The 25,257-nt window shown below is 69.2% G+C and carries 22 protein-coding genes; 3 read left to right on the forward strand and 19 right to left on the reverse strand.

Translation table 11 applies throughout. From position 1 onward, the window contains the following. Nucleotides 1–140: 140 nt before the first annotated feature. Both ASC93_RS08605 and ASC93_RS08610 read left to right on the forward strand, forming a co-directional pair. A complete protein-coding gene (locus tag ASC93_RS08605; protein ID WP_056440094.1) occupies nt 141–2,747 on the forward strand; it encodes an MMPL family transporter in 2,607 nt (868 codons plus the stop codon). Nucleotides 2,748–2,759: 12 nt separating this feature from the next. After that, complete coding sequence (locus ASC93_RS08610; RefSeq protein WP_056440096.1) at nt 2,760–3,479, forward strand: VacJ family lipoprotein; 720 nt, start codon at nt 2,760–2,762, stop codon at nt 3,477–3,479. Between the two features lie 8 nt (nt 3,480–3,487). On the opposite strand, the gene ASC93_RS08615 is transcribed toward ASC93_RS08610, so the two are convergent. The 8 genes from ASC93_RS08615 to ASC93_RS08650 form a co-directional block, all read right to left on the reverse strand. Then, nucleotides 3,488–4,198, reverse strand: a complete 711-nt coding sequence (locus tag ASC93_RS08615) for a squalene--hopene cyclase (RefSeq protein WP_229412650.1) — start codon at nt 4,196–4,198, stop codon at nt 3,488–3,490. A gap of 3 nt (nt 4,199–4,201) precedes the next feature. After that, on the reverse strand, nt 4,202–6,214 hold the full coding sequence (gene shc, locus ASC93_RS08620) for a squalene--hopene cyclase (RefSeq protein ID WP_056440100.1): 2,013 nt from the start codon (nt 6,212–6,214) through the stop codon (nt 4,202–4,204). A 16-nt stretch (nt 6,215–6,230) separates the two neighbouring features. Then, nucleotides 6,231–7,079, reverse strand: a complete 849-nt coding sequence (gene hpnD, locus ASC93_RS08625; protein WP_056440102.1) for a presqualene diphosphate synthase HpnD — start codon at nt 7,077–7,079, stop codon at nt 6,231–6,233. 33 nt (nt 7,080–7,112) lie between these two features. After that, nucleotides 7,113–8,891 carry a 1-deoxy-D-xylulose-5-phosphate synthase gene (gene dxs, locus ASC93_RS08630; RefSeq protein ID WP_056440104.1) on the reverse strand — a complete coding sequence of 593 codons (1,779 nt, stop codon included), beginning with the start codon at nt 8,889–8,891 and terminating at the stop codon, nt 7,113–7,115. 158 nt (nt 8,892–9,049) lie between these two features. Beyond that, a complete protein-coding gene (locus ASC93_RS08635) occupies nt 9,050–9,940 on the reverse strand; it encodes a LysR family transcriptional regulator (protein ID WP_056440106.1) in 891 nt (296 codons plus the stop codon). Nucleotides 9,941–9,949: 9 nt separating this feature from the next. Beyond that, a complete protein-coding gene (locus ASC93_RS08640; RefSeq protein WP_056440108.1) occupies nt 9,950–11,143 on the reverse strand; it encodes an MFS transporter in 1,194 nt (397 codons plus the stop codon). Between the two features lie 3 nt (nt 11,144–11,146). Then, nucleotides 11,147–12,196 carry an NAD(P)-dependent alcohol dehydrogenase gene (locus ASC93_RS08645; RefSeq protein WP_056440110.1) on the reverse strand — a complete coding sequence of 350 codons (1,050 nt, stop codon included), beginning with the start codon at nt 12,194–12,196 and terminating at the stop codon, nt 11,147–11,149. 153 nt (nt 12,197–12,349) lie between these two features. Then, a complete protein-coding gene (locus ASC93_RS08650; RefSeq protein ID WP_229412651.1) occupies nt 12,350–12,946 on the reverse strand; it encodes a hypothetical protein in 597 nt (198 codons plus the stop codon). A 56-nt stretch (nt 12,947–13,002) separates the two neighbouring features. Here ASC93_RS08650 and ASC93_RS08655 point away from each other — a divergent pair, with 56 nt between their 5' ends. Then, nucleotides 13,003–13,362: a hypothetical protein gene (locus ASC93_RS08655; RefSeq protein ID WP_056440112.1), complete on the forward strand. Its 360-nt coding sequence runs from the start codon at nt 13,003–13,005 to the stop codon at nt 13,360–13,362. Nucleotides 13,363–13,489: 127 nt separating this feature from the next. On the opposite strand, the gene ASC93_RS08660 is transcribed toward ASC93_RS08655, so the two are convergent. The 11 genes from ASC93_RS08660 to ASC93_RS08705 form a co-directional block, all read right to left on the reverse strand. After that, nucleotides 13,490–13,888, reverse strand: a complete 399-nt coding sequence (locus ASC93_RS08660; RefSeq protein ID WP_056440114.1) for a cupin domain-containing protein — start codon at nt 13,886–13,888, stop codon at nt 13,490–13,492. A gap of 90 nt (nt 13,889–13,978) precedes the next feature. Beyond that, nucleotides 13,979–17,986 (reverse strand): pilus assembly protein, encoded by a 4,008-nt coding sequence (locus tag ASC93_RS08665; RefSeq protein WP_056440116.1) that lies wholly within the window; start codon nt 17,984–17,986, stop codon nt 13,979–13,981. Further along, nucleotides 17,983–18,564, reverse strand: coding sequence for a PilX N-terminal domain-containing pilus assembly protein (locus tag ASC93_RS08670; RefSeq protein WP_056440119.1), 582 nt, complete (start codon nt 18,562–18,564; stop codon nt 17,983–17,985). The genes ASC93_RS08665 and ASC93_RS08670 overlap by 4 nt, the downstream gene beginning before the upstream one ends. Beyond that, nucleotides 18,561–19,634: a PilW family protein gene (locus ASC93_RS08675; protein WP_056440121.1), complete on the reverse strand. Its 1,074-nt coding sequence runs from the start codon at nt 19,632–19,634 to the stop codon at nt 18,561–18,563. Before ASC93_RS08675 ends, ASC93_RS08670 begins: the two co-directional genes overlap by 4 nt. 8 nt (nt 19,635–19,642) lie before the next feature. Beyond that, on the reverse strand, nt 19,643–20,215 hold the full coding sequence (locus ASC93_RS08680; protein WP_056440267.1) for a hypothetical protein: 573 nt from the start codon (nt 20,213–20,215) through the stop codon (nt 19,643–19,645). Between the two features lie 10 nt (nt 20,216–20,225). Continuing rightward, nucleotides 20,226–20,687, reverse strand: coding sequence for a GspH/FimT family pseudopilin (locus ASC93_RS31945; protein ID WP_056440123.1), 462 nt, complete (start codon nt 20,685–20,687; stop codon nt 20,226–20,228). Further along, a complete protein-coding gene (locus ASC93_RS08690) occupies nt 20,681–21,082 on the reverse strand; it encodes a type IV pilin protein (RefSeq protein ID WP_056440269.1) in 402 nt (133 codons plus the stop codon). Before ASC93_RS08690 ends, ASC93_RS31945 begins: the two co-directional genes overlap by 7 nt. A 481-nt stretch (nt 21,083–21,563) precedes the next feature. Then, nucleotides 21,564–21,830, reverse strand: a complete 267-nt coding sequence (locus tag ASC93_RS29585; protein ID WP_082547869.1) for a PAAR domain-containing protein — start codon at nt 21,828–21,830, stop codon at nt 21,564–21,566. Between the two features lie 3 nt (nt 21,831–21,833). Continuing rightward, nucleotides 21,834–23,282, reverse strand: a complete 1,449-nt coding sequence (locus ASC93_RS30550; RefSeq protein WP_157201806.1) for a T6SS immunity protein Tli4 family protein — start codon at nt 23,280–23,282, stop codon at nt 21,834–21,836. Between the two features lie 2 nt (nt 23,283–23,284). Continuing rightward, a complete protein-coding gene (locus ASC93_RS08700) occupies nt 23,285–23,608 on the reverse strand; it encodes a hypothetical protein (RefSeq protein WP_056440127.1) in 324 nt (107 codons plus the stop codon). 250 nt (nt 23,609–23,858) lie between these two features. Then, complete coding sequence (locus ASC93_RS08705; protein WP_056440130.1) at nt 23,859–25,151, reverse strand: ATP-binding protein; 1,293 nt, start codon at nt 25,149–25,151, stop codon at nt 23,859–23,861. Nucleotides 25,152–25,257: the final 106 nt, after the last annotated feature.

Raw genomic sequence — 25,257 nt, forward strand, 5'->3', positions numbered from 1 at the left:
CATGTTCCCGCCGCTGTTCCTTGCGCGCGACGCCGGCGGCAGGAAACACGGGCCGCTGCGCCAATCCGCGCGCACATGCGCCGGATCACGGGACCGCGGCGCCGTTCTCCGGTCTAATGGAGGCAGCTTCCCGGTGCGCCATGCTGACTAACCCGATCGCCAGACTCGTCCACCTGTCATGCCGCCATCCGTGGGCGGTGGTCGGGGCGTTCGCACTGTTGGTAATTGCATCCGGGCTTTATGTCGCACGCCATTTTGCGATCAATACGGACGTCGGGCAGTTGATCGACGCGAATGCGCCATGGGCCCGGCGCGACGCCGCCATCGCCGCCGCGTTCCCGAACCGGGGCGACACGACGCTGGCCGTCGTCCGCGCCCCCGCACCCGAGTTCGCGGCCCGGGCGGCGCGCGAGCTGGCCGACCGCCTGCGCCGGCAGCCCGCCCTGTTCCGCACGGTGGACCTCGGTCCCGGCGACGATTTTTTCCGGCGCAACGGCCTGCTCTACCTCGACGCCGCCCGGGTGCACGTCCTGACCGACCGGCTCGCCGCCGCGCGGCCCCTGCTCGACGCCCTCGCGCGCGACCCGTCGCTGCGCGGCCTGGCGAACCTGCTGTCGGTCACCCTGGGGACGCCGTTGCTGACGGGCCAGGTCACGCTCCGGCAGATGGCGCCGCTGCTGGCGCAGAGCGCGGCCACGGTCGAGGCGGTCCTCGCCGGGCGGCCCGCGGCCCTGTCCTGGCAACATCTCGCGGACGATGCGCCGGCCGCCGCGGAGGCGGGCCTCGTGGAAGTCCGGCCGGTGCTCGACTACCACGCCCTGCTGCCGGGCGCCGCGTCCAGCGACGCGATCCGCGCGGCCGCGGCAAGCCTGCGCCTGGCCGAACGCTACGGGGCGCACGTGGCGCTGACGGGGCCCGTGCCGCTGTCCGACGACGAATTCGCGTCGCTGCAGGAAGGTTCGCCGCTCGTCGGCGCGGTGCCCGTCGCGATCGTGCTCGTGCTGCTGTGGCGGGCGCTGCGCTCGGCGCCGCTGGTGCTGGCGCTGTGCGCGACGATGCTCGGCGGCCTCGCGCTGACGGCCGCGCTGGGGCTCATGATGGTGGGCGCGCTGAACCTCATCTCCATCGCGTTCGCGATCCTGTTCGTCGGGCTGGGCATCGACTTCGGCATCCAGTTCGGCATGCGCTTCCGCGAACTGCGGCGCGTGCGGCCCGGCACCGGCACGGCGCTGCTGGCGACGGCGCGCGCACTCGCGCTGCCGCTCACCCTCGCGGCGACGGCGACCGCCCTCGGCTTCCTCGCGTTCCTGCCCACGGCCTACCGCGGCGTGGCCGAGCTTGGGCAGATCGCCGGCGTCGGCATCCTGTGCGTCGCGCTGCCGGCATGCGTGACGGTGCTGCCGGCGCTGATCCGCCTCGCCGACCCGCCCGCCGGCGCGCGCGCGCCCGGCTACCCATGGCTGGCGGGCGTCGACCGCGCGCTGCAGGCCCACCGCAAGACCGTGCTCGCCGTCACGCTGGCGCTCGTCCTCGGCGGCATTCCCCTGTTGTGGCGCCTGGAATTCGACTTCGATCCGCTGCACCTGAAAAATCCCGGCAGCGAATCGATGGCGACGCTGGCCTCCCTCGCGCAGGGCACCGACGTCGGCCTCGACAACGTGCAGGTGCTGGCCCCATCGGTCGCGCAGGCGGCGGCGCTCGCCGCGCGCCTGGAACAGCTGCCCGACGTGGCGCACGCGCTGACGGCGGCGAGCCTCGTCCCCGACCGGCAGCCGGAAAAACTGGAACGCATCGCGGCCGCCGCGGCGCGCCTGCTGCCCGTGCTGGACCGGCCTCCGGCCGCGCCGGCGACGGACCCGCAGCGCGTGGCGGCCGTGCGCACGGCCGCGCTGGCGCTGCGCAATGCCGCGCTCGACCATCCCGGGCCGGGGGCGGATGCGGCCGAGCGCCTCGCGCGGGCCCTCGCCGCGCTGGCGCGCGCCGCGCCGGCCGCGCGCGACCGGGCCGACCACGCGCTCGCGGGCACGCTGCGGCTGGCGCTGGACGCGTTGCGCCTCGCGCTGCGGCCGCAGCCGGTCACGCTCGCGGCGCTGCCCGCCGCCATGCGGCGCGCCTGGATCGCACCGGACGGCCGCGCGCTCGTCGACATCGGCCCGAAACGGCCCACGGGCACGCGTGTCGGCGCCGACAACCGGCTGGGACGCTTCGCCGACGCCGTGCTGCGCATCGCGCCGGACGCCACCGGCGGCCCGATCTCCGTGCGCCACGCGGCCGACCTGGTCATCGCCGCGTTCGTGCAGGCGGCGCTGCTCGCGGTCGCGACCATCGCGCTGCTCCTGCTGCTCGCGTTCCGCCGGGTCGGCGACGTGCTGCTGACGATGGTGCCGCTGCTCGTATCGAGCCTGGCCACGCTCGAGGCCTGCGTGCTGCTGGGCATCCACCTGAATTTCGCGAACATCATCGCGCTGCCGCTGCTGCTCGGCGTCGGCGTCGCGTTCAAGATCTATTACATCGTGGCGTGGCGCGCCGGCCAGCCGGCCCGGCTGGAGCATCCGCTCACGCAAGCCATCGTCCTCAGCGCGGCCACCACCGGCACCGCGTTCGGCAGCCTGTGGCTGTCGCACCATCCCGGCACCGCCAGCATGGGCAAGCTGCTGGTGCTGGCGCTCGTCTGCACGCTGATCGGCGCCGTGTTCTTCCAGCCCGTCCTGCTGGGGCAGCCTCGCCCGCCGCCCCCACCTTCCTGAACGAGGACCGCCATGCCACGCTGCCCGTCACGCCGACGCGTCCTGGCCGCTCTGCCGCTCCTGATCCTGTGCGGCTGCGCCTCCGGCCCGCAACGCGATCCGGCCGATCCGCTGGAGCCGCTCAACCGCGCCACCTTCCGCTTCAACGACGCGCTCGACCGCCACATCGCGCAACCGGTCGCGCGCACGTACAACCGCGTCGTGCCGCGGCCCGTCCGTACCGGCGTCGACAACGTCTTCTCGAACCTGGGCGACGTCACCGTGATGTTCAACGATTTCGCCCAGCTGCGCCTGATGGACGGCATGAACGACCTGATGCGCGTGGCCGTCAACAGCACGTTCGGCCTGCTCGGCGTGCTGGACATCGCCACGCCGGCCGGCATCGCCAGGCACGACCAGGACTTCGGCCTCACGCTGGGCCACTACGGCGTGCCCGGCGGCCCCTACCTCGTGCTGCCGCTGTTCGGGCCGAGCACGTTCCGCGACGCGGCCGGCTTCGGGGTCGACCAGTACGCGGCGCCCGTCAACCGGACGCGCCCGGCAGTACGCAACACCTTGTGGGGCGTCGACTTCGTCAGCACCCGGGCGCGCTACCTGAATGCGACGAACCTGCTGGAGCAGGCCGCCCTCGACCGTTACCTGTTCGTGCGCGACGCCTATCTCGGCCGGCGCCGCTCCCTCCTCGACCGGGGCAAGGAAACGCCGCTGCCGGCGTACGGCAACGACCGCTGACGCCGCGCTCACGGCGGCGGCAGGGCCAGCGCGGCGCCGAGACATGCACGCACGCGCCGCAGCGTCCGCCGCGCCACCCATGCGTCGCGGGCCAGCGCGCACACGGCCCCGAGTTGCGCCGGCGCCGCGGCCAGTCCGCGCAGCATGGGCCAGGGCGCGGCGACGCCGTCCCCGTCCATGCCGGCCAGCACGCACGCCGGCAGGCTGCGCCAGGCGGGATCGAGCACGACGCGGCAGGCCGCGAACGGGATGCCGTGGCGGCGCGCGGCCAGCGCGGCGGCGTGCGATTCCATGTCCGCGGCGACGGCGCCGCCGGCGCGCCACAGCGACGCCTTGGCGGCGCTCGTGGCCAGCGGCGCATCGACCCCGGCCAGCAGCGCGAGCCGGGCGCCGGGCAGGCGGGCCAGCAGCGCGCGCGTCCAGCCCGGATCGGCCGCGACGATGCCGTCCGGCGTCAGCACACCCGTCGCCACGATACAGGTGCCGCAGGCGAGACCCGGGTCGAGTCCGCCCGCGCAGCCGAAGCTCATGATGCCGGTGGGGCGCGGCGCGCCGTCCGCATGCGGCGGCGTCGGCACGTCGAGCACGCCGTGCAGCCTGTGCGCGACCCGCCACGGACCCGGCCCGCACACGGTCACGACGCAGGGCCCGTCCGCGATCGCCGCTTCGAACGGCATCCCGCAGACGGCCAGCGCGCACGCGTGCGGCAACGCATCCACGATCTACATCCCGAACGCCACCCGGCCGCTGCCGCCCGCACGCAGGTTGCGGTAGCGCGCCAGCGCCCACAGCGGGAAGTAGCGGGCGTAGCCGTGGTAGCGCAGGTAGAACACGCGGGGGAAGCCCGTGGCCGTGTGCTGCGGTTCGTCCCACAGGCCGTCCGGGCGCTGGCGGTCGACGAGCCAGGCGATGCCGCGCGCCACGGCCGGGGTGTCGACGGCGCCGGCCGCCATCAGGCCCAGCAGCGCCCACGCCGTCTGCGACGCCGTCGACGGCGCCCACGCGTGGCCTTTGTAGTCGAGCCGGTAGCTCTCGCCGCCCTCGCCCCAGCCGCCGTCCGGATTCTGTACGAACGCGAGCCAGCGGGCGGCCCGCGCGACGGGCGGCGCATCCGGCGGCAGGCCGGCGGCGGCCAGCGCGCACAACGCGCACCAGGTGCCGTAGACATAGTTCACGCCCCACCGTCCGTGCCAGCTGCCGTTGGCTTCCTGCCGGCGCAGCAGCCAGCCCAGCGCCCGCGCGGCCGGCGCCCGGCGGCGCATGCATGCGCCCGGCTCCAGCTGGGCCAGCATCGACAGGCACCGGGCGGACACGTCGGCAGTCGGCGGGTCGAGCAGCGCGCCGTGGTCGGCGAACGGGATGTGGTTCAGGTAGTGGTGCGTGTTGTCGGCCTCGAACGCGCCCCAGCCGCCGCCGCGGCTCTGCATGCCGACGATCCACTCGCGGGCGCGCGCGACGGCATCGGAGTAGCGGTCCGGCACCGGCTGCGGTTCGAGGTGCGAGGCCCGGTGCATCGCCATCGCCACGACGGCCGTGTCGTCGACGTCCGGATAGCAGGCGTTCTCGTACTGGAAAGCCCAGCCGCCCGGCCGCACGCCCGGCCGGCGCGTCGCCCAGTCGCCCGGCCGGTCGACGATCTGCAGCGGCAGCAGCCAGTCGAGGCCGCGGCGCGCGGCATCGATCGCGGCCGGCACGCCCGTTTCCAGCAGCGCGTGGCACATCAGGGCCGTGTCCCACACGGGCGACACGCAGGGCTGGCAATACGCCTCGTCGCCGTGGTCGACGAGCAGGCGGTCGATGGCGCGGCGCGCGGCGGCGGCCTCGGGCGCGTCCGGCGGATGGCCCAGCACGTCGAGCATCTGCACGGCGTTGACCATCGCAGGGAAGATGGCGCCCAGGCCGTGCTCGCCGTTCAGGCGCGCGCGCACGAACGCGGCCGCGTGCTCGATCGCGCGCCGGCGCAGGCGGGCGGGCAGGCGCGGCGCGAGCAGGCGCAACTGCGCCTCGAGCGTCCGGAACAGCGCGAACCACAGGCGGTGCTGGTGCGGCGCACGCGGCGCCAGCCCGAGGCTCGCGGGCGGCGCGACGAACAATTCGCCCACGCCCAGGGCGCGCGGGTTGCGCGCGCGCGGCCGCAGCGCGCCCAGCACGAGCAGCGGCGTGAGCACCGTGCGCGTCCAGTACGACACCTTCGACATGTGGAACGGCGACCAGCGCGGCAGCAAGGCGATTTCCACCGGCATCACGGGCACGGCCGTCCACGGCATCTCGCCGAACAGCGCGAGCAGCATGCGCGTGAAGACATTGCTCCGTTCGGCGCCGCCGTGGGCGCGGATCGCCTCCCGGGCGCGCGCCATGTGCGGTGCGTCGGGCGCATCGCCGGTCAGCTTGAGGGCAAAATAGGCCTTCACGCTGGCGCTCGTGTCGAAGGCGCCGCCGTGGAACAGCGGCCAGCCGCCGTGCCCGCCCTGGCGGCGGCGCAGGTAGCGGGCAATCTTGCGCTCCAGCGCCGCGTCCGGCGTTTCGCCCAGATAGTGCACCATCAGCACGTATTCGGCCGGGATGGTGGCGTCCGCTTCCAGCTCGTAGACCCAGTGACCGTCCGGACGCTGCTCGGCCAGCACGGCCGCGAGCGCCGCGTCGATGGCGGGCTGCAGGCGCGCGCGCGCCGTCCGCGTGCGTTCCGCTTCGATGGCGCCGGCCTGGGCCGCCGCACGAAAAGTCTCATAACGCATGGTCCACCTCCCGTGTCTACAGGATCGTGTGCCTGAGCAGGATGCCGATGCGCTCAAGCCGCCCCAGCCGGACCGGCGTGCGCGGACCGCCCCAGCCGCGCGCCGCCAGCCGCGCGAGCAACGCTTCGTAGACGGCGCCCATCAGGCGCGGCGCGCGGCCGCCGGCGCCCCGGTGGCCGCGCAGGACGAAGCGGGCCGCCGCGTAGTGCCGGCGCGCCTGCGCGGCCAGGTCGATGCAGGCCCGGGGCAGCGCCGGGTGCGCGGCGATCTCGCCGGCGCCCGCCGCGCACACGCGGGGTTCGACCCCGGCCGCCAGCAACAGTTCGCGCGGCAGGTAGGCGCGGCCGATGGCGGCGTCCTCGTCGATGTCGCGCAGGATGTTCGTGAGCTGCAGCGCGCGGCCCAGGTGGTGGGCGAGCAGCAGGCCGTCGTCGGGCGGCAGGCCGAATACGCGCACGGACAGCCGCCCCACGGCGGCGGCCACGCGGTCGCAATACAGGTCGAGCGTGTCCGCCGGCGGCGCGCAGAGGGGGCGGTCCTGCGCGTCCATCAGCATGCCGTCGATGACGGCGTGGAAGTCGGCCCGCGCCAGACCGTACGCCGCGATATGCGGCGCCAGCGCGCGCATGCGCGGCGGCGCCGCCCCGCCGTAGCCGGCATCGACGTCGGCGCGCCACCGCTCGAGGGCGGCGCGCCGCTCGGCGGCCGGCGCGGGCCCGTCGGCGATGTCGTCGACGGCGCGGCAGAATGCGTAGATGCCGAACATGGCCGCCCGCCGGTCCGCCGGCAGCAGGCGCATCGCGATGCCGAACGAGCTGGCCGGCGTCCGGGCCGGCACGGCGAGCACCTGCGTATCGTCAAGCATGTGGGCCTCGCTTCGGTTGCGCCTGGTTGCCATTCAGTTGCTGCTGGCGACGAGCCGCCGCGCGTCGACCGGATAACGCTGGCGGATGGCGCCCGCGATGCCGGCCGCGTCGAGCCCGGCGGCCCCGAGCAGGGCCGCCGGGTCGCCGTGCTCGATGAACAGGTCGGGCAGGCCCAGCATCAGCAGCGGCCGGTGGATGCCGGCCGCTGCCAGCGTCTCCGCCACGGCCGCCCCGGCGCCGCCCATGACGGCGCCCTCTTCCACCGTCACGAGCCGCGCATGATCGCGCGCCAGCGCCGCCACGAGTTCCGCGTCGAGCGGTTTCACGAAGCGCATGTTCGCCACCGTCGCCCCCAGTTCCGCGCCCGCTTCCAGGCTCGGCGCCAGCATCGGCCCGAACGCGAGGATGGCGATGCCGGCCCCGTGCCGGCGCACCTCGCCGCGGCCGAACGGCAGCGCGTCGAGGTCGGGCGCAGGGATCGCGCCGGGGCCGGGCCCGCGCGGATAGCGCACGGCGGCCGGTCCCGGATGGCGGTAGGCGGTGGTGAGCATGCGCCGGCACTCGGCTTCGTCGGACGCCGCCATCAACACCATGTTCGGCACGCAGCGCAGGTAGGCGATGTCGTAGTTGCCCGCATGCGTGGCGCCGTCCGCCCCGACGAGGCCGGCGCGGTCGAGCGCGAACGTCACGTCCAGGTTTTGCCGCGCCACGTCGTGGATCAACTGGTCATAGGCACGCTGCAGGAATGTCGAATAGATCGCGACGACCGGCTTCATGCCTTCGACGGCGAGGCCGCCCGCGAACGTCAGCGCGTGCTGCTCGGCGATGCCCACGTCCACGTAGCGGTCGGGGAAGCGCTCGGCGAAGCGCACGAGCCCGGAGCCTTCGCGCATGGCGGGCGTGATGCCGACCAGGCGGACGTCGTGCGCCGCCATGTCGCACAGCCAGTCGCCGAAGACGTCCGTGTAGGCGGGCCGCCCGCGCACGGTGTCGGGCAGGCCGCGGGCCGGATCGAAGCGCCCCGTGCCGTGGTACAGCGTGGGCGCCGCTTCCGCCGGCGCATACCCCTTGCCCTTGCGCGTGACGACGTGCAGCACCTGCGGGCCCGTGCGGCGCCGGGCCGCGTCGAGCGCGGGCACCAGCGCGTCGAGGTCGTGGCCGTCGACGGGCCCCGCGTAGGCACAGCCCAGCGCATCGAACAGCGACGCGCCCGGTCCGATGCGGCCGGCCGCGAGGTCGGCGAGATGGCGGCTCAGTGCACCGACGGCCGGCGAAATGGACATGCCGTTGTCGTTGAGGACGACGAGCAGGCGCAGGCCGGGACCGGCGCCGGCGTTGTTCAGGGCTTCGAACGCGATGCCGGCGGAGAGCGCCCCGTCGCCGCAGACGGCCACCGCGTGGCGGCCGTCGCCCTGCAGCAGCGCGGCCCGCGCCATGCCGAGCGCGGCGGAGATGGCCGTCGACGAATGCGCCGTGCCGAACGTGTCGTGCACGCTCTCGCAGCGGCGCGGAAAGCCGGACAGGCCGCCCGCCTGGCGCAAGGTGTGCATCTGCGCGCGGCGCCCCGTCAGCACCTTGTGGCCATAGCTCTGGTGGCCGACGTCCCACACGATGCGGTCGCGCGGCGTGTCGAACACGTAGTGCAGCGCGATCGTCAGTTCCACCGTTCCCAGGTTCGACGCGAGATGGCCGCCCGTGCGCGCCACCGTGTCGAGCAGGAAGCGGCGCAGCTGCTGCGCCAGCGGCTGCAGGTGCGCGCGGGGCAGCGCGCGCAATGCGGCCGGATCGTCGATTGCCTCGAGCAGGTCCATGCGGTCCTCCATGCGGCGTGCGAAGGCACCGCAGGCGAACCATTCTAGAACATCCGGGCCATCCGTTCAGGCATGCGATTCAACCGTGCGCCACCCTCTGCGGAGACATGGTAAGCACGAAAAAGCCACGCAGAAATCAAGCCACGCCGGCACCGCCGTCACCCGTTGTGGCGGATCGCATCCAGCACAACGGCCAGCGCGCGCGACGCATGCCGCCGGCTCGGGTAATACGCATGCAGGCCGGGAAACTTGGGGCACCAGTCGGCCATCACGCTCACCAGCCGTCCCGCGCGCACATGCGCCAACGCCATGTCCTCGGTGACGAACGCGATGCCGCAGCCGGCGAGGGCCGCGCCGACCATCTGGTAGACGCCGTTGAAGATGAACTGGCCGCGCACGCGCGTTTCGACGTCCGCGCCGTCATGGCGCAGCTCCCACGCGTACAGGCCGCCGCCGGCGAGGCGCAGCCGGATGCAGTCGTGCTTCATGAGGTCCTGCGCGCACCTGGGCACCGGACGGTGCGCGAAATACGCGGGCGCGGCGACGATCATCGTCTGCGTGTCGGGCGTCAGCCTCACGGCGATCATGTCCTTCTCGACCTGGTCGCCCCAGCGCACGCCGATGTCGAAGCGTTCGGCGGCCACGTCCACCATGCGGTATTCGGCGCTGATCTCGACCTGGATGTCCGGGTATCGCGGCAGCACGGCGGCCAGCCGCGGCCACAGGACGTTGTCGATCACGTGGTCCGTGGCCGTGATGCGCACGGTGCCGGACGGCGTGTCGCCCAGTTCGCTGACGGCGGCGATCTCGGCGTCGATCTCTTCCAGCCGCGGCCCCACGTTCTGCAACAGGCGCTCGCCGGCCTCGGTGGGCGACACGCTCCGGGTGGTGCGCGTCAGCAGGCGTACGCCGAGCCGGCTTTCCAGCGCGCGGATCGTGTGGCTGAGCGCCGACTGCGTCATGCCGAGCTTGGCGGCCGCGCGCGTGAAGCTGCGCTCGCGCGCGACGGCGAGGAAGACGAGGATGTCGCTGAGGTTATCGCGTGCCATCCCCTGATTCTAAGCCCGCGCGGCCTTGCCGGCCAGCACCGCGGCGACGACGAGCAGCAGCGCGCCCAGCCCGAACGTGGCGCGGTAGCCCCAGGCATCGAACAAGACCCCGCCCAGGGTCGCGCCGAGGCCGATCGCCAGCTGGACGACGGCCACGATCAGGCCGCCGCCCGCCTCGGCGTCCTGCGGCAGCGTGCGCGCGAGCCAGGTCCACCACCCGACGGGGGCCGCCGTCCCGACGAGGCCCCACGCGGCCAGCAGCACGGCGACGACGGGCGCCGAGCCGCCCCACGCGACGAGCGCGACGGCCAGCACGGCCATCGCCAGCGGGATGACGACCAGCGTGCGGTACAGGTGCTTGTCGAGGAACGCCCCGATGGCCGTCGTGCCGACGAAGCCGGCCACGCCGATCGCCAGCAGCATGCCCGTCAATGTGTTCACGCTCACGTGGGTGACCGTTTCGAGGAATGGCCGCAGGTACGTGAACAGCGCGAACTGGCCCATGAAGAACACGCTGACGGCCGCCATGCCGTACGCGACGGCGGGCCGCTTCAGCAGCGCGAACACGTTGCCGGACCGCGCCCCCGGCGCGGCGGCCAGCGGCGGCAGGCTGACGAACTTCCAGGCGAATGCCAGCGCCGCGACGGGCACGACGCAGAAAAACGCGCCGCGCCAGCCGACCAGCGCGCCGAGGAAGCTGCCGGCGGGCGCCGCGACGACGGTCGCCAGCGCATTGCCGCCGTTGACGATCGCCAGCGCGCGCGGCACGAGGTGATCCGGCACGAGCCGCATCGCGGTCGCCGCCGACATCGACCAGAACCCGCCGATCGCGACGCCGATGAACGCCCGCCCCACCATGAACACGGTGTAGTTCGGCGCGAACGCGGCGATCGTGCCCGACACGATCATCGTCAGGCACAGGCCCAGCAGCAGGATCTTGCGGTCGAGCCGGCCGGCCAGCCGCGCGATCGCGAGGCTGGTCACGAGCGCGAACGCGCCCGAGACGGCGATGGCCTGCCCCGCCTGTCCCTCGCTGATGTGCAGGTCGGCGGCGATCGGCGTGAGCAGGCTGACGGGCATGAACTCGGACGCGACCAGCGCGAACGCGGCGAGCGCCAGCGCGAACACGGCGCCCCAGGCCGCGGGCGCGGCGGGCACATGCGGCGCCGCGCCGGCGTCGATCGATGACACTTGTGGCTGCATGAATCAGGCCGCCAGCGTGGCGTTGTCGATCACGAAGCGGTACTTGACGTCGCCCGCCAGCATGCGCTCGTACGCGGCGTTGATCCCGTCGGCCCGGATCAGCTCGATGTCCGCGACGATGCCGTGCGCCGCGCAGAAATCGAGCATCTCCTGGGTTTCCGGAATGCCGCCGATCATCGAGCCGGCCAGCGCGCGGCGCTTCATGATCAGGTCGAACACCTGCGGCGACGGGTGCGGTGTGGCCGGCGCGCCGACCAGCACCAGCGTGCCGTCGCGCTTCAGCAGGGTGAGATAGGCGTCGAGGTCGTGCGGGGCGGCGACCGTGTCGACGATCAGGTCCAGGCTGCGCGCCCGCGCGGCCAGCGCGGCGGCGTCGCGCGACACGACGACCTCGTGTGCACCGAGCGCCTCGGCGTCGCGGCGCTTCGATTCGGAGGTCGTGAAGGCGACGACGTGGGCGCCCATGGCACGCGCCAGCTTGATGCCCATGTGGCCCAGGCCGCCGATGCCGACGATGCCGACCGTCTTGCCCGGACCCGCGTGCCAGTGGCGCAGCGGCGAATACGTCGTGATGCCGGCGCACAGCAGCGGCGCGACGGCCGCCAGCTGGTGTTCCGGATGGCGCACCCGCAGCACGTAGCGCTCGTGCACGACGATGCGTTCGGCGTAGCCGCCCAGCGTATGGCCCGGCGCGTCGCCGGTGGCGCCGTTGTAGGTGCCGACCATGGCGTCGCAATAGTTTTCGAGGCCGGCCTCGCAATCGGCGCAGTGCCGGCAGCTGTCGACCATGCAGCCGACGCCGACGAGGTCGCCGGTCCGGAAGCCCGTCACGTGCGCGCCGACGGCGGACACGCGGCCGACGATCTCATGGCCCGGCACGCACGGATACAGGGTGCCGGCCCATTCGGCCTTCACCGTGTGCAGGTCGGAGTGGCACACGCCGCAATAGGCGATCTCGATCTGGACGTCGTGCGGGCCCGGCGCGCGGCGGGCGATGGTCAGGGATTCGAGCGGCTTGTCGGCGGCATGTGCGCCATAGGCTTTGACGGTCATGGGTGCGATCCTTTCGTGACGTTGGTCGTTGCATCGATGGTCGACGATGGTAACGGCAAACGCCGGGCGGATAACCCGGTCGGGATTGCTTGACCTTATGAATGCCGTTCATGTATCGGCGGTGGAATCATGCCCGCCGCGTCATGAAACGGGTCAGCGGCGGCGTGGCGGCGCCGGCAGCAGGACCAGCATGGCCTTGAGGGCGTACAGGACGAGCAGCGCACCGACCATGTCCCCGACGGCCATGACCGTGAAGCCCTGCGCCAGGTTGACGGGGTCGCCGTGGAGCCAGAACCACAGATGGTGCATCAGCGGACTGGCGACGCCGAACAGCGGCACGAGCAGCAGCAGCCGGCGCGACGTCAGGTTCGAGAGCGACGCCTGCATGCCCAGCACGCGCAGCGCGAACAGGTACACGAGGTAAGGGGCCAGGGCCGAGCTGATGCCGCCGGCCAGCGAGCGCACGGGGTCGTCCGGGTACAGGTGGAAGAAGCACTCGCACCACGACCCGACCAGCACGCCGATGGCGCCGGGCAGGCCCAGCAGCAGCGGACACAGCAGCCGCGCGCCCGCCGGCAGATAGAGCCAGCCGACGCCGCGGACGAATTCGACGTGCGGGAACACCCAGTCCTGCAAGCGCGCCAGCGCCACGTAGAACACGGCCGATCCGATCACGCCGGCACACGCGATCCCGGCCCGTTCGGCCACGCCCTGCACGACATCGTTGCGTGGAGCAGTTGGGATAGGCATGGCGGGATCGTCGACGATGGATGGAGTTCGGTGGGCACTCGCATTATAATCTGCGCATGAGCAAATCTACCCGGCCCGCCGACATCTATCTGCGCTTTCTGCAACTTGCCGAAGCCTTGCGCGGGCTGCCGTCCCTGCCTTCCCTCGATCCGCTGGAAGAACGCATCCTCGGCACCGTCGCGCGCGCCATGCAGAACGGCCAGCGGCTGTGCGTGCGCGACATGATGGCCAAGAAGGAGCTCGGCGCGCCCGCGACCGTGCACAGCCGCCTGACGTCGATGCGCGAGAAGGGCTGGATCATGTTGACGGACACCGAGGACACGCGGCGCAAGCAGGTCACGCTCACGCAGGCCGCGCTGGCCCACTTCGACAAGCTGTCGAAGTGCATGGTCAAGGCCGTGGAAAAGACGGGCTGAGGGCAAGAATACCGCCCGGCCTCCCGTCGTCCCCGCGCAGGCCTGACCCAGGCCACTGGGCATCCCGTCGTTCCCGCCTGCGCGGGAACAACGTGGGTGGGCGTTGCGGCCAAATCCGCGCGCAACCTCACTGGCCCAGGTAATCCTCGTCGCCGACCTTGTCCATCCACACGACGTTCACACCGTCCAGCGCTTCCTGGATGGCGATGTGGGTCATGGCGGTCGTCGCCGTCGCGCCGTGCCAGTGCTTGTGGCCGGGCGGGCACCAGATGACGTCGCCGGCACGGATCTCCACTTTCGGCCCGCCCTCGCACCGCGTCCAGCCGCAGCCGGCCGTCACGACGAGCGTCTGGCCGAGCGGATGCGTATGCCAGGCCGAGCGCGCGCCCGGTTCGAACGTCACGCTCGCCACCGACACGCGCGCCGGCGCGGGCGGCGCGTTCAGCGGATCGATGCGGACTGTGCCAGTGAAATATTGCTCCGGGCCTTTGATCGACGGCTGGGAGCCGGGGCGCTTGAGTTCCATGGGAGTCCTTTCGGTAAAGGACCCAATATAACGGTCGCTCGCCCGGCCGAATACCCCGCGGTCGTTCAATGACGTTATGAAGCGTGTTCATCAATCCCCAGCCGTATAGGTGTAGACGCGCTTGCGCTTGGACGCGATGGCCGGCCGGATGCGCTGCGGCGAGATCGCCACGCTGGCCCCGGAGGAACCGTTGCTGCCCTTCTGCACGGCGCCCAGCACGACGGACACCGCCTTGCCCCCGATCGGCACGCTGCTGGCCTTGACCGGCGACGGCGGCAGTCCGCCCCCGACGAAGATCGACGAGCGCGTCCCGCCGCACAGGCCCGGCACGTTGATCGCGCCCGAGCCGTTCAGCAGGTTGACCCAGTAGCCGCGCGCCTCGCCGAGCGACGTCGAGCAGCTCGCCCCGTCGGGCGGGACCGGACGGTTGGTGCTGAACGTGATCATGCCGCTGGCGATCAGCGCGGACGTGACCACCTGCTCGCCCTGGCCGTACTGGTTCAGGTCCATGTACCAGCCCTTCACGCCCGCGTTGGGCAGGATTTTCGCGGTCGCGCAGTCGGTGGCCGTGCTGTAGTCCGTCATCGCATCGAGGTTCGTGGCCGGCGTGCCGGTGGCCGCCGCCAGGTCGTCCAGGTAGACGTAGAAACGGTTCGTCACGCCGCTGTAGGGGTATTGCGCCTGCAGCGGATGTTCGCGGTCGCCGCTGCCGAGCGCCACATAGACCTTGCCCTGGGTCGCCAGCAGCGCCGGCGCGAACAGGAACTTGCGGCCGCCGCCCGTCGTGTACGCGACCTTGCGCGAGGTCCAGGCGTCGGGCGCGGCGGGCACGCGTCCCGCGTAGCTGCCCACGAAGTCGATCCGGTAGATGCCGCCGCCCGTGTCGGCCGCGTAGGCGTAGTCGGGATAGCCGTCGTTGTCGACGTCGACGAGGGCCACGTCGGCCGCCACCGCGCGGTCGGTCGGGAAGGCGCGCAGCACGGTGCCCGTGTTCGCATCCAGCACGTACACGAAGCCGCCCTTGCCGCTGCCGCACGCGGGCGCCGCCGTGTCGGCGTCCTCGCAGGCGTCGTACCCGCCGCCCACGACCAGTACCGGCGTCGTGGTCGAATAGCCTTTGACGAAGGCGACGTTCGGCGTCGACCAGGTCTGGCCGATGCCGGACATGCCGGCCGTGCAGCCGGTGTCGTCGCCCAGGTTCGGACAGCCGGCCTTCCACTTGAACACGGGGCTGTCCGGATTGCTCACGTCCAGCCCGTACAGCATGCGTCCGCCGCGGCGCATGGCCGGGAAGATCCAGACCTTGGAGTCGTCGGCGTTCTGGTACAGGCCGATCGAGCCGTCGAAGAAATAATCCTTGCGCGCCGGCGCCGGCGTGATCGATGCGCTCATGTTCGGATAGCTCACGAGCGGCGTGTTGTCCATCAGCCGCTGCAGGCGGCCGAAGAACTCGGGGGCGACGAAGGACCAGCTCTCGGTGCCGTTGCTGGCGTTCACGGCATGCAAGGCGCCGTCGTTGGCGCCGTAGAACACGCGCACGCCCGTCGTGCCGCCGAAATTGACGGGCAGCGGGCGCGAGTGGATCACGTCGCCGTGGATGGACGGGCGCGTCGTCGTCGTGCTGCCGGTGCCCTTTTCGTTGTCGACGTCCGCACCCTGGATGAAGTTCACGACGTCCGCGGCGAGGCCCGTGCTGGCCGTGTTGAAGGCCGTCAGCGCGGTCCCGGACAAGGTCAGCATGTTGCGGTTGACGGCTTGTGCGCCGCTCCACGCGCCGGCGACGTTACCCTGGCGCAGGATCTCGGCGGCGCCGCCCTTCTCGACCTGCGGACCGTCCGGCAAGTCCGAATACGGGCTCGCGCCGTCCGGGGCGCAGGCGCCGGCCGGATCGGGATTGATGCCGAGGCCGCTCCAGTAGCTGCCCGAATCCGACGTCCAGTAACTGGCCGCGCACGGCGTGACGAAGCCGGTGAGCGTGTTGACGGCGACGTGGCCGTTGACGTCGCCCAGTTCGATGTCCGCGCCGCTGCTGATCAGCTGGTAGCGCTTGAGGTTGCCGAACCAGCGGGGGCGGGCGTCCGGATCGGGACGGAACATGCCGATGAACACCTGGTTCTCGTTCTGCGAACGGTTCGTCGCATTGACCGGCAGGCTGGTCGACGCGAACGTCGTGTTCACGGCCTGGATCTCGATGATGATCTGGCGCAGCGCGTCGAGGATCGCCTGCTCGTTCCTGGCGGCGAAATACTTGCCGCCGCCGGCCTTGGCCATGCTCATCAGGAGTGCCGTCTGCGTGGCGTTCGGCTGGGCGTTGTAGACGTCGATCGTGTACGTCGTCACCGGCGAGCGCACCGTTGTTCCGGTGACGGGCACGCCCCGGTCGTGCAGCAGGCGCGCCCACTCGTCGGCGTTGCGCGGGCCCGTGTCGGGCGTCGTGGTGCCGGTCGGGACGTCGGTCAGCACGATGTTCGTGCCGACGATGTTGTAGGCGCTCGTGCCCGCCGGGCACGACGCCAGCGTGCTGCTGGTCGGCGCATTGTTGTACGTGCAGCTGATGTTCGTGCCGGTGCACGACGACGCGTAATCGGACGTCGACGCCGGCGCGCTGGCATAGCACTGCGACGTCATGCCGAGGTTCGTGGTCGTCGTGGAGCCCGGCGTGGTGGCGTTGCTGACCGTGGTCGGCGTCACCGTCTGCGTGATCGTGTATTGGCGCTTGCTCGTGGCGGTCTGGGTCACGGTCACCTGGCGGTAGCCGTTGCCCGTGCAGCCGCTGGCATTGCCGGCCAGGCTGCCCGCATACGTGCAGCTGCTGTTGGCCGGGCAGGACAGGCCGCCGAAGTCGCTCGTCGTCGCCGGATTCCAGTTGCCCGACGCGGTGCCGACGCCGGTATAGCAGCCCGCGCCCTTGTGGTTCGGATTCTGGCTTGCCGTGGCGCTGTCCGTCGTGGTGCCCGCCGTGCCGATCGCGGCGCCGACGGAATAGGTGCAGCTGTAGCTCGTTTCCGTCGTCGTGGTGCCGCTGGTGGCGGTCGACGACGACGGGCACGTGAGGTTGCCGTGGTCGCTCGCCGGCACGTCGCCGGCCGTCGCGTAATAGCCGGACGTGGTGCCGGTCGACGTCGTGACGGTGCCCTGCACGGGCTGGCCCGGACTCGTCGTGGCCGGGTGGTAGACGGATTGCGTCACGGTGTACGACAGGCTCCCGGCCGGGCACGCGACCGGTTGCACGTTGGCCGTCGCGGCACCGATCGAGCAGCCTTCGGTGAAGTTGGCGCACTGCGTCGCGTACGCATTCAACTCGGCCGCCGCGGCCGTCGGGCTGGCGTAGCACGCGCCGGTGACGCCCAGGTTGCTGGTGCTCGTCGCGTTCTGGCTCGTGAAGTTCGGCAACCCCAGTTGCGTCGTCGGCGTGCCGTTGAGCGCGTTGAGGGCCGCCGTATTGGCGGCGCTGTCGCTGGACGGGCCGCTGGAGTTCGGGTTGCCGATGAAGATGACGAAGCTCTTGCCGCAGGTGTTCGCGGCCGTCAGCGGCGAGCGAAACGTCGAGTACGGCGTCGTGTAGCCTCCGCTGTCCGCGATGCTGGCGATGACGCCGCCCGGCGAATACGCGTCGGCGCCCGCGAAGTAGTTGTACACGTCGTACATCAAATCGCCGTACGGCGTGTTCGAGTTGCGTTTCTCGTCCGGCGACGTGACGTTGCCGTAGATGGTCCCCAGCTGGCTCGCGAAGCTGGCCTTGGCCGTGCTGTCCAGCGGGCGGATGGCGGAGCGGATGAAGCCGCCGTCCATGTTGGCGTTGCCGCCGGTGACGAATTCCATCAGGCCCATGCTGACGGTGCTGCCCAGCGTGGGCAGCAGGTTGCTGATCGCACGCGCCTCCGACTGGCCCTGCTGCAGGCCGCCCGGCCATTTCTGGCTCTGGCGCGACCAGTTCGACGTGTTGTCGAGCACGATCAGGATGCGCGGATTGACGGCGCTGCCGCCAGACGCGCCGGTGAAGATGTCGATGTCGTCGGCGGCCGCACGGATCGGCAGGCCGGCGAGGCTCGCGGACAGCGCCAGCGCGAGGGCGGCGGCGGGACGGGAACGGGTCATGGGCTTGCTCCGGGTTGCGGACAGTTGGTGGCGACGTCGTCCTTGGCGATGCGCACGGCGACGCCCTGGACGACCTTGACGGAGGCCTGCGTCGCGGTGTCGGTGGCGACGGCGCTGACGTCCCAGACACTGTTCTCGCAATCGGAATTGCCGTCGGACGCGCCGGCGACGCCGAAGTTCTGGCCGGCGCCGACGGCGCAGCCGGCGTCCTCGCTGTTGTTCAGGTCGAGGTCGGAATTCTTGATCGCCTGGACCTTCACGCAGCTGGGCGGCGGGCTGAGCGTGACCTTGACGTCGGTCTTGCCGTCGCCGTCCGTGTCGACGCAGCGCTGGTTCGGGCCGTCGCACGGATTGGACAGCGCGCTGCCGGGCGTCGTCGTGAACCGGGGCGAACTGATCGTCTCCTCCAGCACGGCGTGGGCGGCGGCGAGCGCCTGGTCGCGGCGCTGCATGTTGCCGACCACCTGCAGGTTCGAGTTGCCCAGGTTGACGCTGGCCAGCGCCAGCATCGTAAGCAGGAGCAGCATGATCAGGGCGGTCACCAGCGTGATGCCCTGCTGGCGGCGTGGGTACGTCATGGCTGTTTCCTTCCGACCGGGTTCGCCAGTGTGACGAGCGTCTGGAACACGTGGCGCTTGTAGCCGTTGTTGAACGGCCCGGCCGTGCGCGCGCTGCCGTCGGCGGCCGTGCCGAGGCTGTACGTCTTCGTATCGACATAGCCCGGCGTCGCGCTCGGGCTGCGCGCCAGCACGTGCAGGCGCACGGCCACCACGTTGCGCCAGTTGGCGGCCGCGCAGGCCGGCGCGGCGCAGCCGTTCGCGCTCGCCGGGGCGCTCGTGTACAGGCCGACGGTGCCGTCGCCATGGGTGTCGATGCCGTATTCGAACTGCAGGTTCTCGACGCCCTCGACCAGCGGCACGATCGTCCCGAAGTCGAGCTGGCCGTCCGTGTAGCGCAGCTCGGCGCGTTTCAGCGTCGGGATGCCGTCGCCCGCCACGTCGTTGTTGGCGACAAAATAGATGTGGGTCTGGAAGCGGCGCGTCACCGCCAGCGTGCCGCTGCCGGCCGCGGTCGTGCAGTCGCGCTGGTGGCGCGTGAGTTGTGCCGGGTCGACGTCCAGCGCATACCAGTCGGCCGGATTGGCCGACCCCAGCTCGCTCGCGTTGTCGCACAGCGAAGCCTGGAACAGCGGGCCCGCGGGATCGTTGGCGCTGCAGTTCGGATCGCCGCTGACGCAGGCGCGCGTGTGGCGCACGACGATCAGCGCGGTCCCCGGGCGCACGTCGGACACGCAGGACGGCCGCGCGTCGTCGTCGTCGAAACCCTGCACGTGCAGCGGCAGCATGGCCTTGAGGGCGGCCAGCGTCGCGGCGCACGGATCGGGCACGGCGGCCGGGTCGGGCAGCAGGGTCGGATCGAATTCGCCGTAGAAGCCGGCGTTGCGCAGGTCGTTGGACAGCAGGTCGACGGCGTAGCGCCCGCTTTCGATCTGGCGGTTGGCGCGCTCGATCTCGGCCTGGGCGCGGCTGTTGTGGAAGAACAGCGTGACCATGGCAATCACGATCAACAGGCCCATCGTGACGGACACGAGCAGTTCGGGCAGGGAAAAGCCGGCGGTGCGGCGGTGAAGCAAGGGTTGGGCGGCCATCATGGGTCCTAACTGCAGTCGGGCAGGCCGATCGCGACCTGCACGGCGATCGCGCGCCGGTTGGCGTCCGGGCCATACTGGTTGGCGCCGCACGTCAGCGACGACGCCCGCGTCGCATGCAGGCCCTGCCATGCGACGCTGAGGCGGTAGATGCCGGGCTGGCAGATGCCGGCCGTCGGGTCGGGCGCCTGCAACTGCTCGACGCAGCCGCGCGCGCCGACCATCGCCCCGTTGGCCGCGCCGGCGGCGGTCTGCTCGGCCGCGCCGTTGAGTTCCTGGCTCCATTCGCACAGGTCGCGCGCGCTGCCGATGGCGAGTGTGGTGCAGTCGGCCGGCTGGCCGTCGGCGGGGCCGAGCGGCGTGGCCGTCACGTAGTCGGCCGCATGGGCGGCGTTGCCGAGCATGCGCGCGCGCAGGTCGTCCAGCAGCACGACGGCCTGGGCGCGCTGGTACGATTCGATCGACCCGACCTGCACCTTGGCCTGCAACGCGGCGATGCCCAGCAGGCCGAAGGCGAGCACGATGACCGTGACGAGCACCTCGACGAGGCTCAGGCCCGCGCTGGCGTGGCGTCGCGGCATGCGCTTCATGTCAGCACCCCGTGGCGGGCATGCGCGGACGCCCGCTGAGGTCGACCAGCACGCAGCGGTGGCTGGACGCGCCGTCGACGGCGATGTCGAACGACGGCGCCGTATCGCTGGCCACCCGGCCGTTGGGCAGGTACACGACCGAGTCCGGTCCGGTAATGGTGGCGTCCGTCACCGGGCCGTGGTTCGCGACCGGGTGGCCGGTATCGGACGGATTCGGAATGCGCCAGCCGGCCTGCCAGCCGCCGGTGACCGGTTGCAACGTCACCTGGGTGTCGCGCTTGATCGCTTCGCTGCGCGCGAGCACGAGGGCCGCGTACAGCTCGGTGCCGGCGACGCGCGCGCGCTGCCCCGCCACCATGCTCTTGAACGCGGGCGCGGCCATGGCCGAGAGGATCGAGGTGATGGCCACGACGGTCAGCAGCTCGATCAGCGTGAACCCGCGGCCGCGGCGCCGGCTTACCATACGGTGGACGGCGTGCGGGCGCCGCTGTTGTCGATGGTGAGCACGCTGTCGCCGGTCTGGCGCGTCCCCTTCGGCCTGGCCGTGATGGTGAACGACGGCGGCGCGACGTCGGGCGCATCGATGGTGATGTCGTAGTTTGACGCGACCTGGTCCGGCACGGGCAGGCTGAGCGCGTCCGGCGTGGCCGCATAACTGTGCGCGTCGGCAAAATATTGCGCCTGCGCTTGTGCCAGGGTCAGCAGGTAACCCTGCGCGGCCGAGCGATTGCCGCGCACCAGGTAGGCCCCATAGGCGGGATAGGCGATCGCGGACAGGATGCCGACGATGGCGACGACGGCCAGCAGTTCGACCAGGGTAAAGCCGCGCGGGCGGGACTTGAGCATACGGTAAGACATGATGAACCTCGTGGCGCGCATCGCCGCAGGCGGCGCATGGGCCAACACTACATGTTTCTGCACGGAAATTCTATCACAATGTATCAATCTGTAGCATATGCACGACATTCAGACGGGCATGACGGTGCATTCATTGTCTCTCAACATGTTCGATATTTCGCTTGAAAATCCGCTGGATAGTATTCACCCGACGACAATCCATCCGTGAATATCGTCAAGCGCCCCCTGAAAGCGAACAAGGGACCCGACCGCGCACCGGGCTAAGTCGCGTTTGCCGCACAGGAGGTGTAAGCGCGTGGACCACATGGAAATCGTACTGTGCCTGACAGCGTCGATTTTGGTCGGAGGCCGGATCCAGCACGGCAGGACCGCCTTCAGCGCGCATTGCGCCGGGGCTGGCTGACAGGTCGGAGAACGAAAAGCAGATAATTGCCCTGCACGAGGAGTCAGCCGACTTGATCGCGTTCGGACGACGACGTGTTCACTGTCCGCCGAACGTTCCCGTCGTAGCAATCAGCGCGGCACCGCACGAGGTTTTATGCCCGTCGTAGGCAACTGCAACGCCGTTGATGACGTGATGCGGATCGCCTTCAGCAATCGTACAGTTGTCATGCCCGTTGATCGGACAACTGCATAGATCGCCGACACAGGCAACTGCCTTGCCGTCGACCGTAAAATGCGTTGCGTTGACTTTCTCGACCTTGCCGCCGTGGGACGTGGGGTCGCCGATTCGAATCACATTACGCATTGGTCACCCTTCCTTCTTCGGCGAGGTCCGGTTGCCATCGCCGGCGTCGGCGTCGGCGGAATCTTTCGCGGCAATGTCCCGGGAAGGCGGGGCGTCATCGTAATCCACGAGTTTCCACATCGTCGCCGCACGATAAACGGACCGTTCCCCCTTGAGCTTTTGCCACAGGGACGACTCGCCATGCGATATCGCATGCGGCATCCGCTCGCCGGCTCGGATATGCAGGCGCATGCCTCCTTCGATATCTTGTACCGTATCGACAGACTCCCACGTCCCGGTCTGCGGACATACGCGACCGGTCGCCGCGAGTTCCCCGAGTGGACGGCGGGGTCCGGAATCCGCGTCGGCTGTCCTGGCCGGCGCGGCACGTGTCGGGCGCAGGCGTATCGTACTCGTGATTTTGTCCCATACCGCGAGCGCCTCCTCGTCGGTCAGACTCGCTTTGGTTCGACCGGCCGCGTTATCGCTGACACCGGTTTGAAACTGGATATCGGCATAAGGTTTGAACGCATCGTGTGGCACGCCGACAAATTTCATCCGAAAATCGTGGTGGGAAAAGGACCCATCCTCATCCGGTGTGCGCATCAATACTTCGAAACCGGTTTTCCAATCATGAATCTGACGTGCGCTTTGGCGGAAGATTTTTGTATTGGCAAGTACTTTTTTCTCTTCGGGGCTCGTCATGTCTGCAAAGGTGCGCTTGAACTGGGTTTCGAGAGAGTCGCCTTCCGGATTGTCGGGATTTGAAGGAGCAACGTGAATCGAGAAATGCGCGTCTGAAAATTCTTTCAAGCGGAGTCCGATACTGATGTGCTCAAGAAGGTCCTCTTCCGTAGGATTCGGCGTATCCATCAGGAAAGCGGACTCAATACAATTACCTGGTTCCGCCGGCACCTCATGGCCAGCACGGTGCCGCAAGCGCCGCGCAATGCCATTAATGAGAGCCACAGTCCGATCCTTGGCTGCTCTCAAAGGACGCGCATTAATCACCACACCATCGTTGTTTAATTTAAAATATCCACTCATCTTCAAGCCGTTAATCGCCTGGAAATCTTCATATCCAGTGATCAACGTTCCTTCAGGCTGCGTTAAGTCGTCGACTGATATCAACAGTGGAACATAATCGTGATTAATTGCCTTTTCGTTTTTTAAATCATCAATTAATTTTTGTGCCAATCCCTTTACCTTATCTGCGCCGTTCGGGTAGACGCTTACGTCCAACGGAACTATAGTCTTTCCCCACACGACATCCGTCGATTCCGGCACATCAACCAGAAAACGCCCAAAGCAGACAGTTTTTGTCTTTTCGAATACTGTTTGCAGGCGTGGCGTAAGTGCGGTCATATTTGGGGTTTCCCATTCTTTCGGATTGCGGCCGCACGCGCTCAGCAAGAATATCGCGACCAAAGGAATCAGACAAGTGCGTCGCAGTTTAATCATGATCCCGAACATTTTTAACACTTCCACGTTGCCGTTTGAGCGATACGCACGATGCTGTACAGCGTCGACGCAATCGCTGCTGAATTCTTGTAACTGGATTGATGCTCGTAACCAGTTTGGCGGAATATTCCTTTGAATCCCTTTAACGGCAGGTCGGAGCGCGTCGACACGCACAGAAGGCGGTATTCGAATTCGCCACACATCGTTTCATTGCCCGAGACGCGCTTGACGAGCAGGACGTCTTCAATCGCCTGATGTGCCATGGACAACCGCAATCGTATCGGGCGATTTGCTTCGGACAGGCCGCCAAATATCTCGGTCAAATCCTTGAGGTTCATGCAAATCTCCTCATCGATAGTGATTAGTGCACTGCGTGCCAATGCGAACAACGAACAACGAATAACGAATAACGAACAATGCTAACGACCTTGCATTCCATCGGTTTGATGCTAATAAAACTCTTGCTTGGTGGCACGTGAGGATGCAATAAAAAAGCCCCTGGAAACCAAGGGCTTGTGCGTAAAATTTCTGTGCAGCACTGAAACGTGCGATGAGGAATCTAATTTCGAACGGATTCCCGGGGCGTATTCAAGCTTGCTCCGCCGGCGCCGTCGACGCCGGTGGAACGAGCGGCAGCCGGATCGTGAAGACGGTGCCGACGCCCGGCTTCGAGGCGACGTCGATGCGGCCGCCGTGCTTGTTGACGATGCTGTACGACAGGGACAGGCCCAGGCCCGTGCCGCTGCCGACCGGCTTGGTCGTGAAGAACGGTTCGAACACACGTTTCAGGTTTTCCTGCGGAATGCCGCAGCCGTTGTCGCTGATCTTCACCCACACCCAGCCGTCCTGGGCGCCGGTGGCGATCGTGATCACGCCGCGGCTCTGGATGGCCTGGGCGGCGTTGACGAGCAGGTTCATGAACACCTGGTTCAGCTGCGACGCGAGGCACTTGATTTCCGGGAGCTTGCCGTAGTGCTTCTCGACCGTGGCCTTGTACTTGATTTCGTTGGCGACGATGTTCAGCGTCGTGTCGAGTCCCGCGTGCACGTCCGCATACTGCCAGTCGCTCTGGCCGACGTGGGAAAAGTCCTTCAGCGCCTGGACGATATCCTTCACCCGCTTGAGCCCGTCCATCGACTCGCTCACCAGGTCGGCGATGTCGTCCTTCAGGTAGCCGAGGTCGGCCTTGCGGCTGATCGCTTCGATCTCCGCGGCCAGCGCCGAGCCGGGCGCCGCTTTTTGCACGGCCTCGCCGTACGCGTCGACCACCGACAGCAAGGTGCCCACGTAGTGCCGCAACGTCCCCATGTTCGAATTCACGAAGCCAATCGGATTGTTGATCTCGTGCGCCACGCCCGCCGCCAGCTGGCCGATCGACGCCATCTTTTCCGATTGCAGCAGCTGGTCGTGGGCCTCGCTGAGGCGCGCGATCAACTGCTCCTGCTTCTGTTCCATGCGCTTGCGCTGGGTGATGTCGGTCAGCGAACCGATCACCTCGACCGGCGTGCCGCGGTCGTCGTAGATCAGGCGCAGGCGGTCGTGCATCCACAGGAATTCGCCGCTCGCCGTACGGAACCGGTATTCATAGGTTTTCTCGCCTTCCACGAACAGCTGGGCCAGGCTCGAAAAGATGCTCGGGGCATCGTCCGGATGGATATGGTCGAACCAGAAGTTCGGATCCGCCAGCATCTCTTCCGGGCGATAGCCCAGGACGTGGTACGCGTTGTTGCTCACGAACGTCATCTTGAAGTCGCCGCTCGGCACGGTCGCGTAGATGATGCCCGGCGTGTTGTCGATCAGATATTGGAGCCGGACCAGCGGCGAAGTGGCGTCGCCCGGGGCGGGGCTCGACGTCAACGATTCGAAAACTTCAAATTCCATGGCGGTGGCTCGACGTATGGCGGGAGATTACATTATCCGGAGGAAACGCCAACAAATGGTGCTTTGTTGAAACTCTTATATGCAAGAGTTTCAGTCACTATCTCCG

It is taken from the genome of Massilia sp. Root335 (assembly GCF_001425685.1).
Lineage (GTDB): Bacteria > Pseudomonadota > Gammaproteobacteria > Burkholderiales > Burkholderiaceae_D > Telluria > Telluria luteola.

Bases quoted from the DNA above. Each gene is read 5' to 3' on its own strand.
- ASC93_RS08605 (WP_056440094.1), top strand. From the start codon at position 141: ATGCTGACTAACCCGATCGCCAGACTCGTCCACCTGTCATGCCGCCAT.
- ASC93_RS08610 (WP_056440096.1), top strand. From the start codon at position 2,760: ATGCCACGCTGCCCGTCACGCCGACGCGTCCTGGCCGCTCTGCCGCTC.
- shc (WP_056440100.1), bottom strand. From the start codon at position 6,214: ATGCGTTATGAGACTTTTCGTGCGGCGGCCCAGGCCGGCGCCATCGAA.
- hpnD (WP_056440102.1), bottom strand. From the start codon at position 7,079: ATGCTTGACGATACGCAGGTGCTCGCCGTGCCGGCCCGGACGCCGGCC.
- dxs (WP_056440104.1), bottom strand. From the start codon at position 8,891: ATGGACCTGCTCGAGGCAATCGACGATCCGGCCGCATTGCGCGCGCTG.
- ASC93_RS08635 (WP_056440106.1), bottom strand. From the start codon at position 9,940: ATGGCACGCGATAACCTCAGCGACATCCTCGTCTTCCTCGCCGTCGCG.
- ASC93_RS08640 (WP_056440108.1), bottom strand. From the start codon at position 11,143: ATGCAGCCACAAGTGTCATCGATCGACGCCGGCGCGGCGCCGCATGTG.
- ASC93_RS08645 (WP_056440110.1), bottom strand. From the start codon at position 12,196: ATGACCGTCAAAGCCTATGGCGCACATGCCGCCGACAAGCCGCTCGAA.
- ASC93_RS08650 (WP_229412651.1), bottom strand. From the start codon at position 12,946: ATGCCTATCCCAACTGCTCCACGCAACGATGTCGTGCAGGGCGTGGCC.
- ASC93_RS08655 (WP_056440112.1), top strand. From the start codon at position 13,003: ATGAGCAAATCTACCCGGCCCGCCGACATCTATCTGCGCTTTCTGCAA.
- ASC93_RS08660 (WP_056440114.1), bottom strand. From the start codon at position 13,888: ATGGAACTCAAGCGCCCCGGCTCCCAGCCGTCGATCAAAGGCCCGGAG.
- ASC93_RS08665 (WP_056440116.1), bottom strand. From the start codon at position 17,986: ATGACCCGTTCCCGTCCCGCCGCCGCCCTCGCGCTGGCGCTGTCCGCG.
- ASC93_RS08670 (WP_056440119.1), bottom strand. From the start codon at position 18,564: ATGACGTACCCACGCCGCCAGCAGGGCATCACGCTGGTGACCGCCCTG.
- ASC93_RS08675 (WP_056440121.1), bottom strand. From the start codon at position 19,634: ATGGCCGCCCAACCCTTGCTTCACCGCCGCACCGCCGGCTTTTCCCTG.
- ASC93_RS08680 (WP_056440267.1), bottom strand. From the start codon at position 20,215: ATGCCGCGACGCCACGCCAGCGCGGGCCTGAGCCTCGTCGAGGTGCTC.
- ASC93_RS31945 (WP_056440123.1), bottom strand. From the start codon at position 20,687: ATGGTAAGCCGGCGCCGCGGCCGCGGGTTCACGCTGATCGAGCTGCTG.
- ASC93_RS08690 (WP_056440269.1), bottom strand. From the start codon at position 21,082: ATGTCTTACCGTATGCTCAAGTCCCGCCCGCGCGGCTTTACCCTGGTC.
- ASC93_RS29585 (WP_082547869.1), bottom strand. From the start codon at position 21,830: ATGCGTAATGTGATTCGAATCGGCGACCCCACGTCCCACGGCGGCAAG.
- ASC93_RS30550 (WP_157201806.1), bottom strand. From the start codon at position 23,282: ATGTTCGGGATCATGATTAAACTGCGACGCACTTGTCTGATTCCTTTG.
- ASC93_RS08700 (WP_056440127.1), bottom strand. From the start codon at position 23,608: ATGAACCTCAAGGATTTGACCGAGATATTTGGCGGCCTGTCCGAAGCA.
- ASC93_RS08705 (WP_056440130.1), bottom strand. From the start codon at position 25,151: ATGGAATTTGAAGTTTTCGAATCGTTGACGTCGAGCCCCGCCCCGGGC.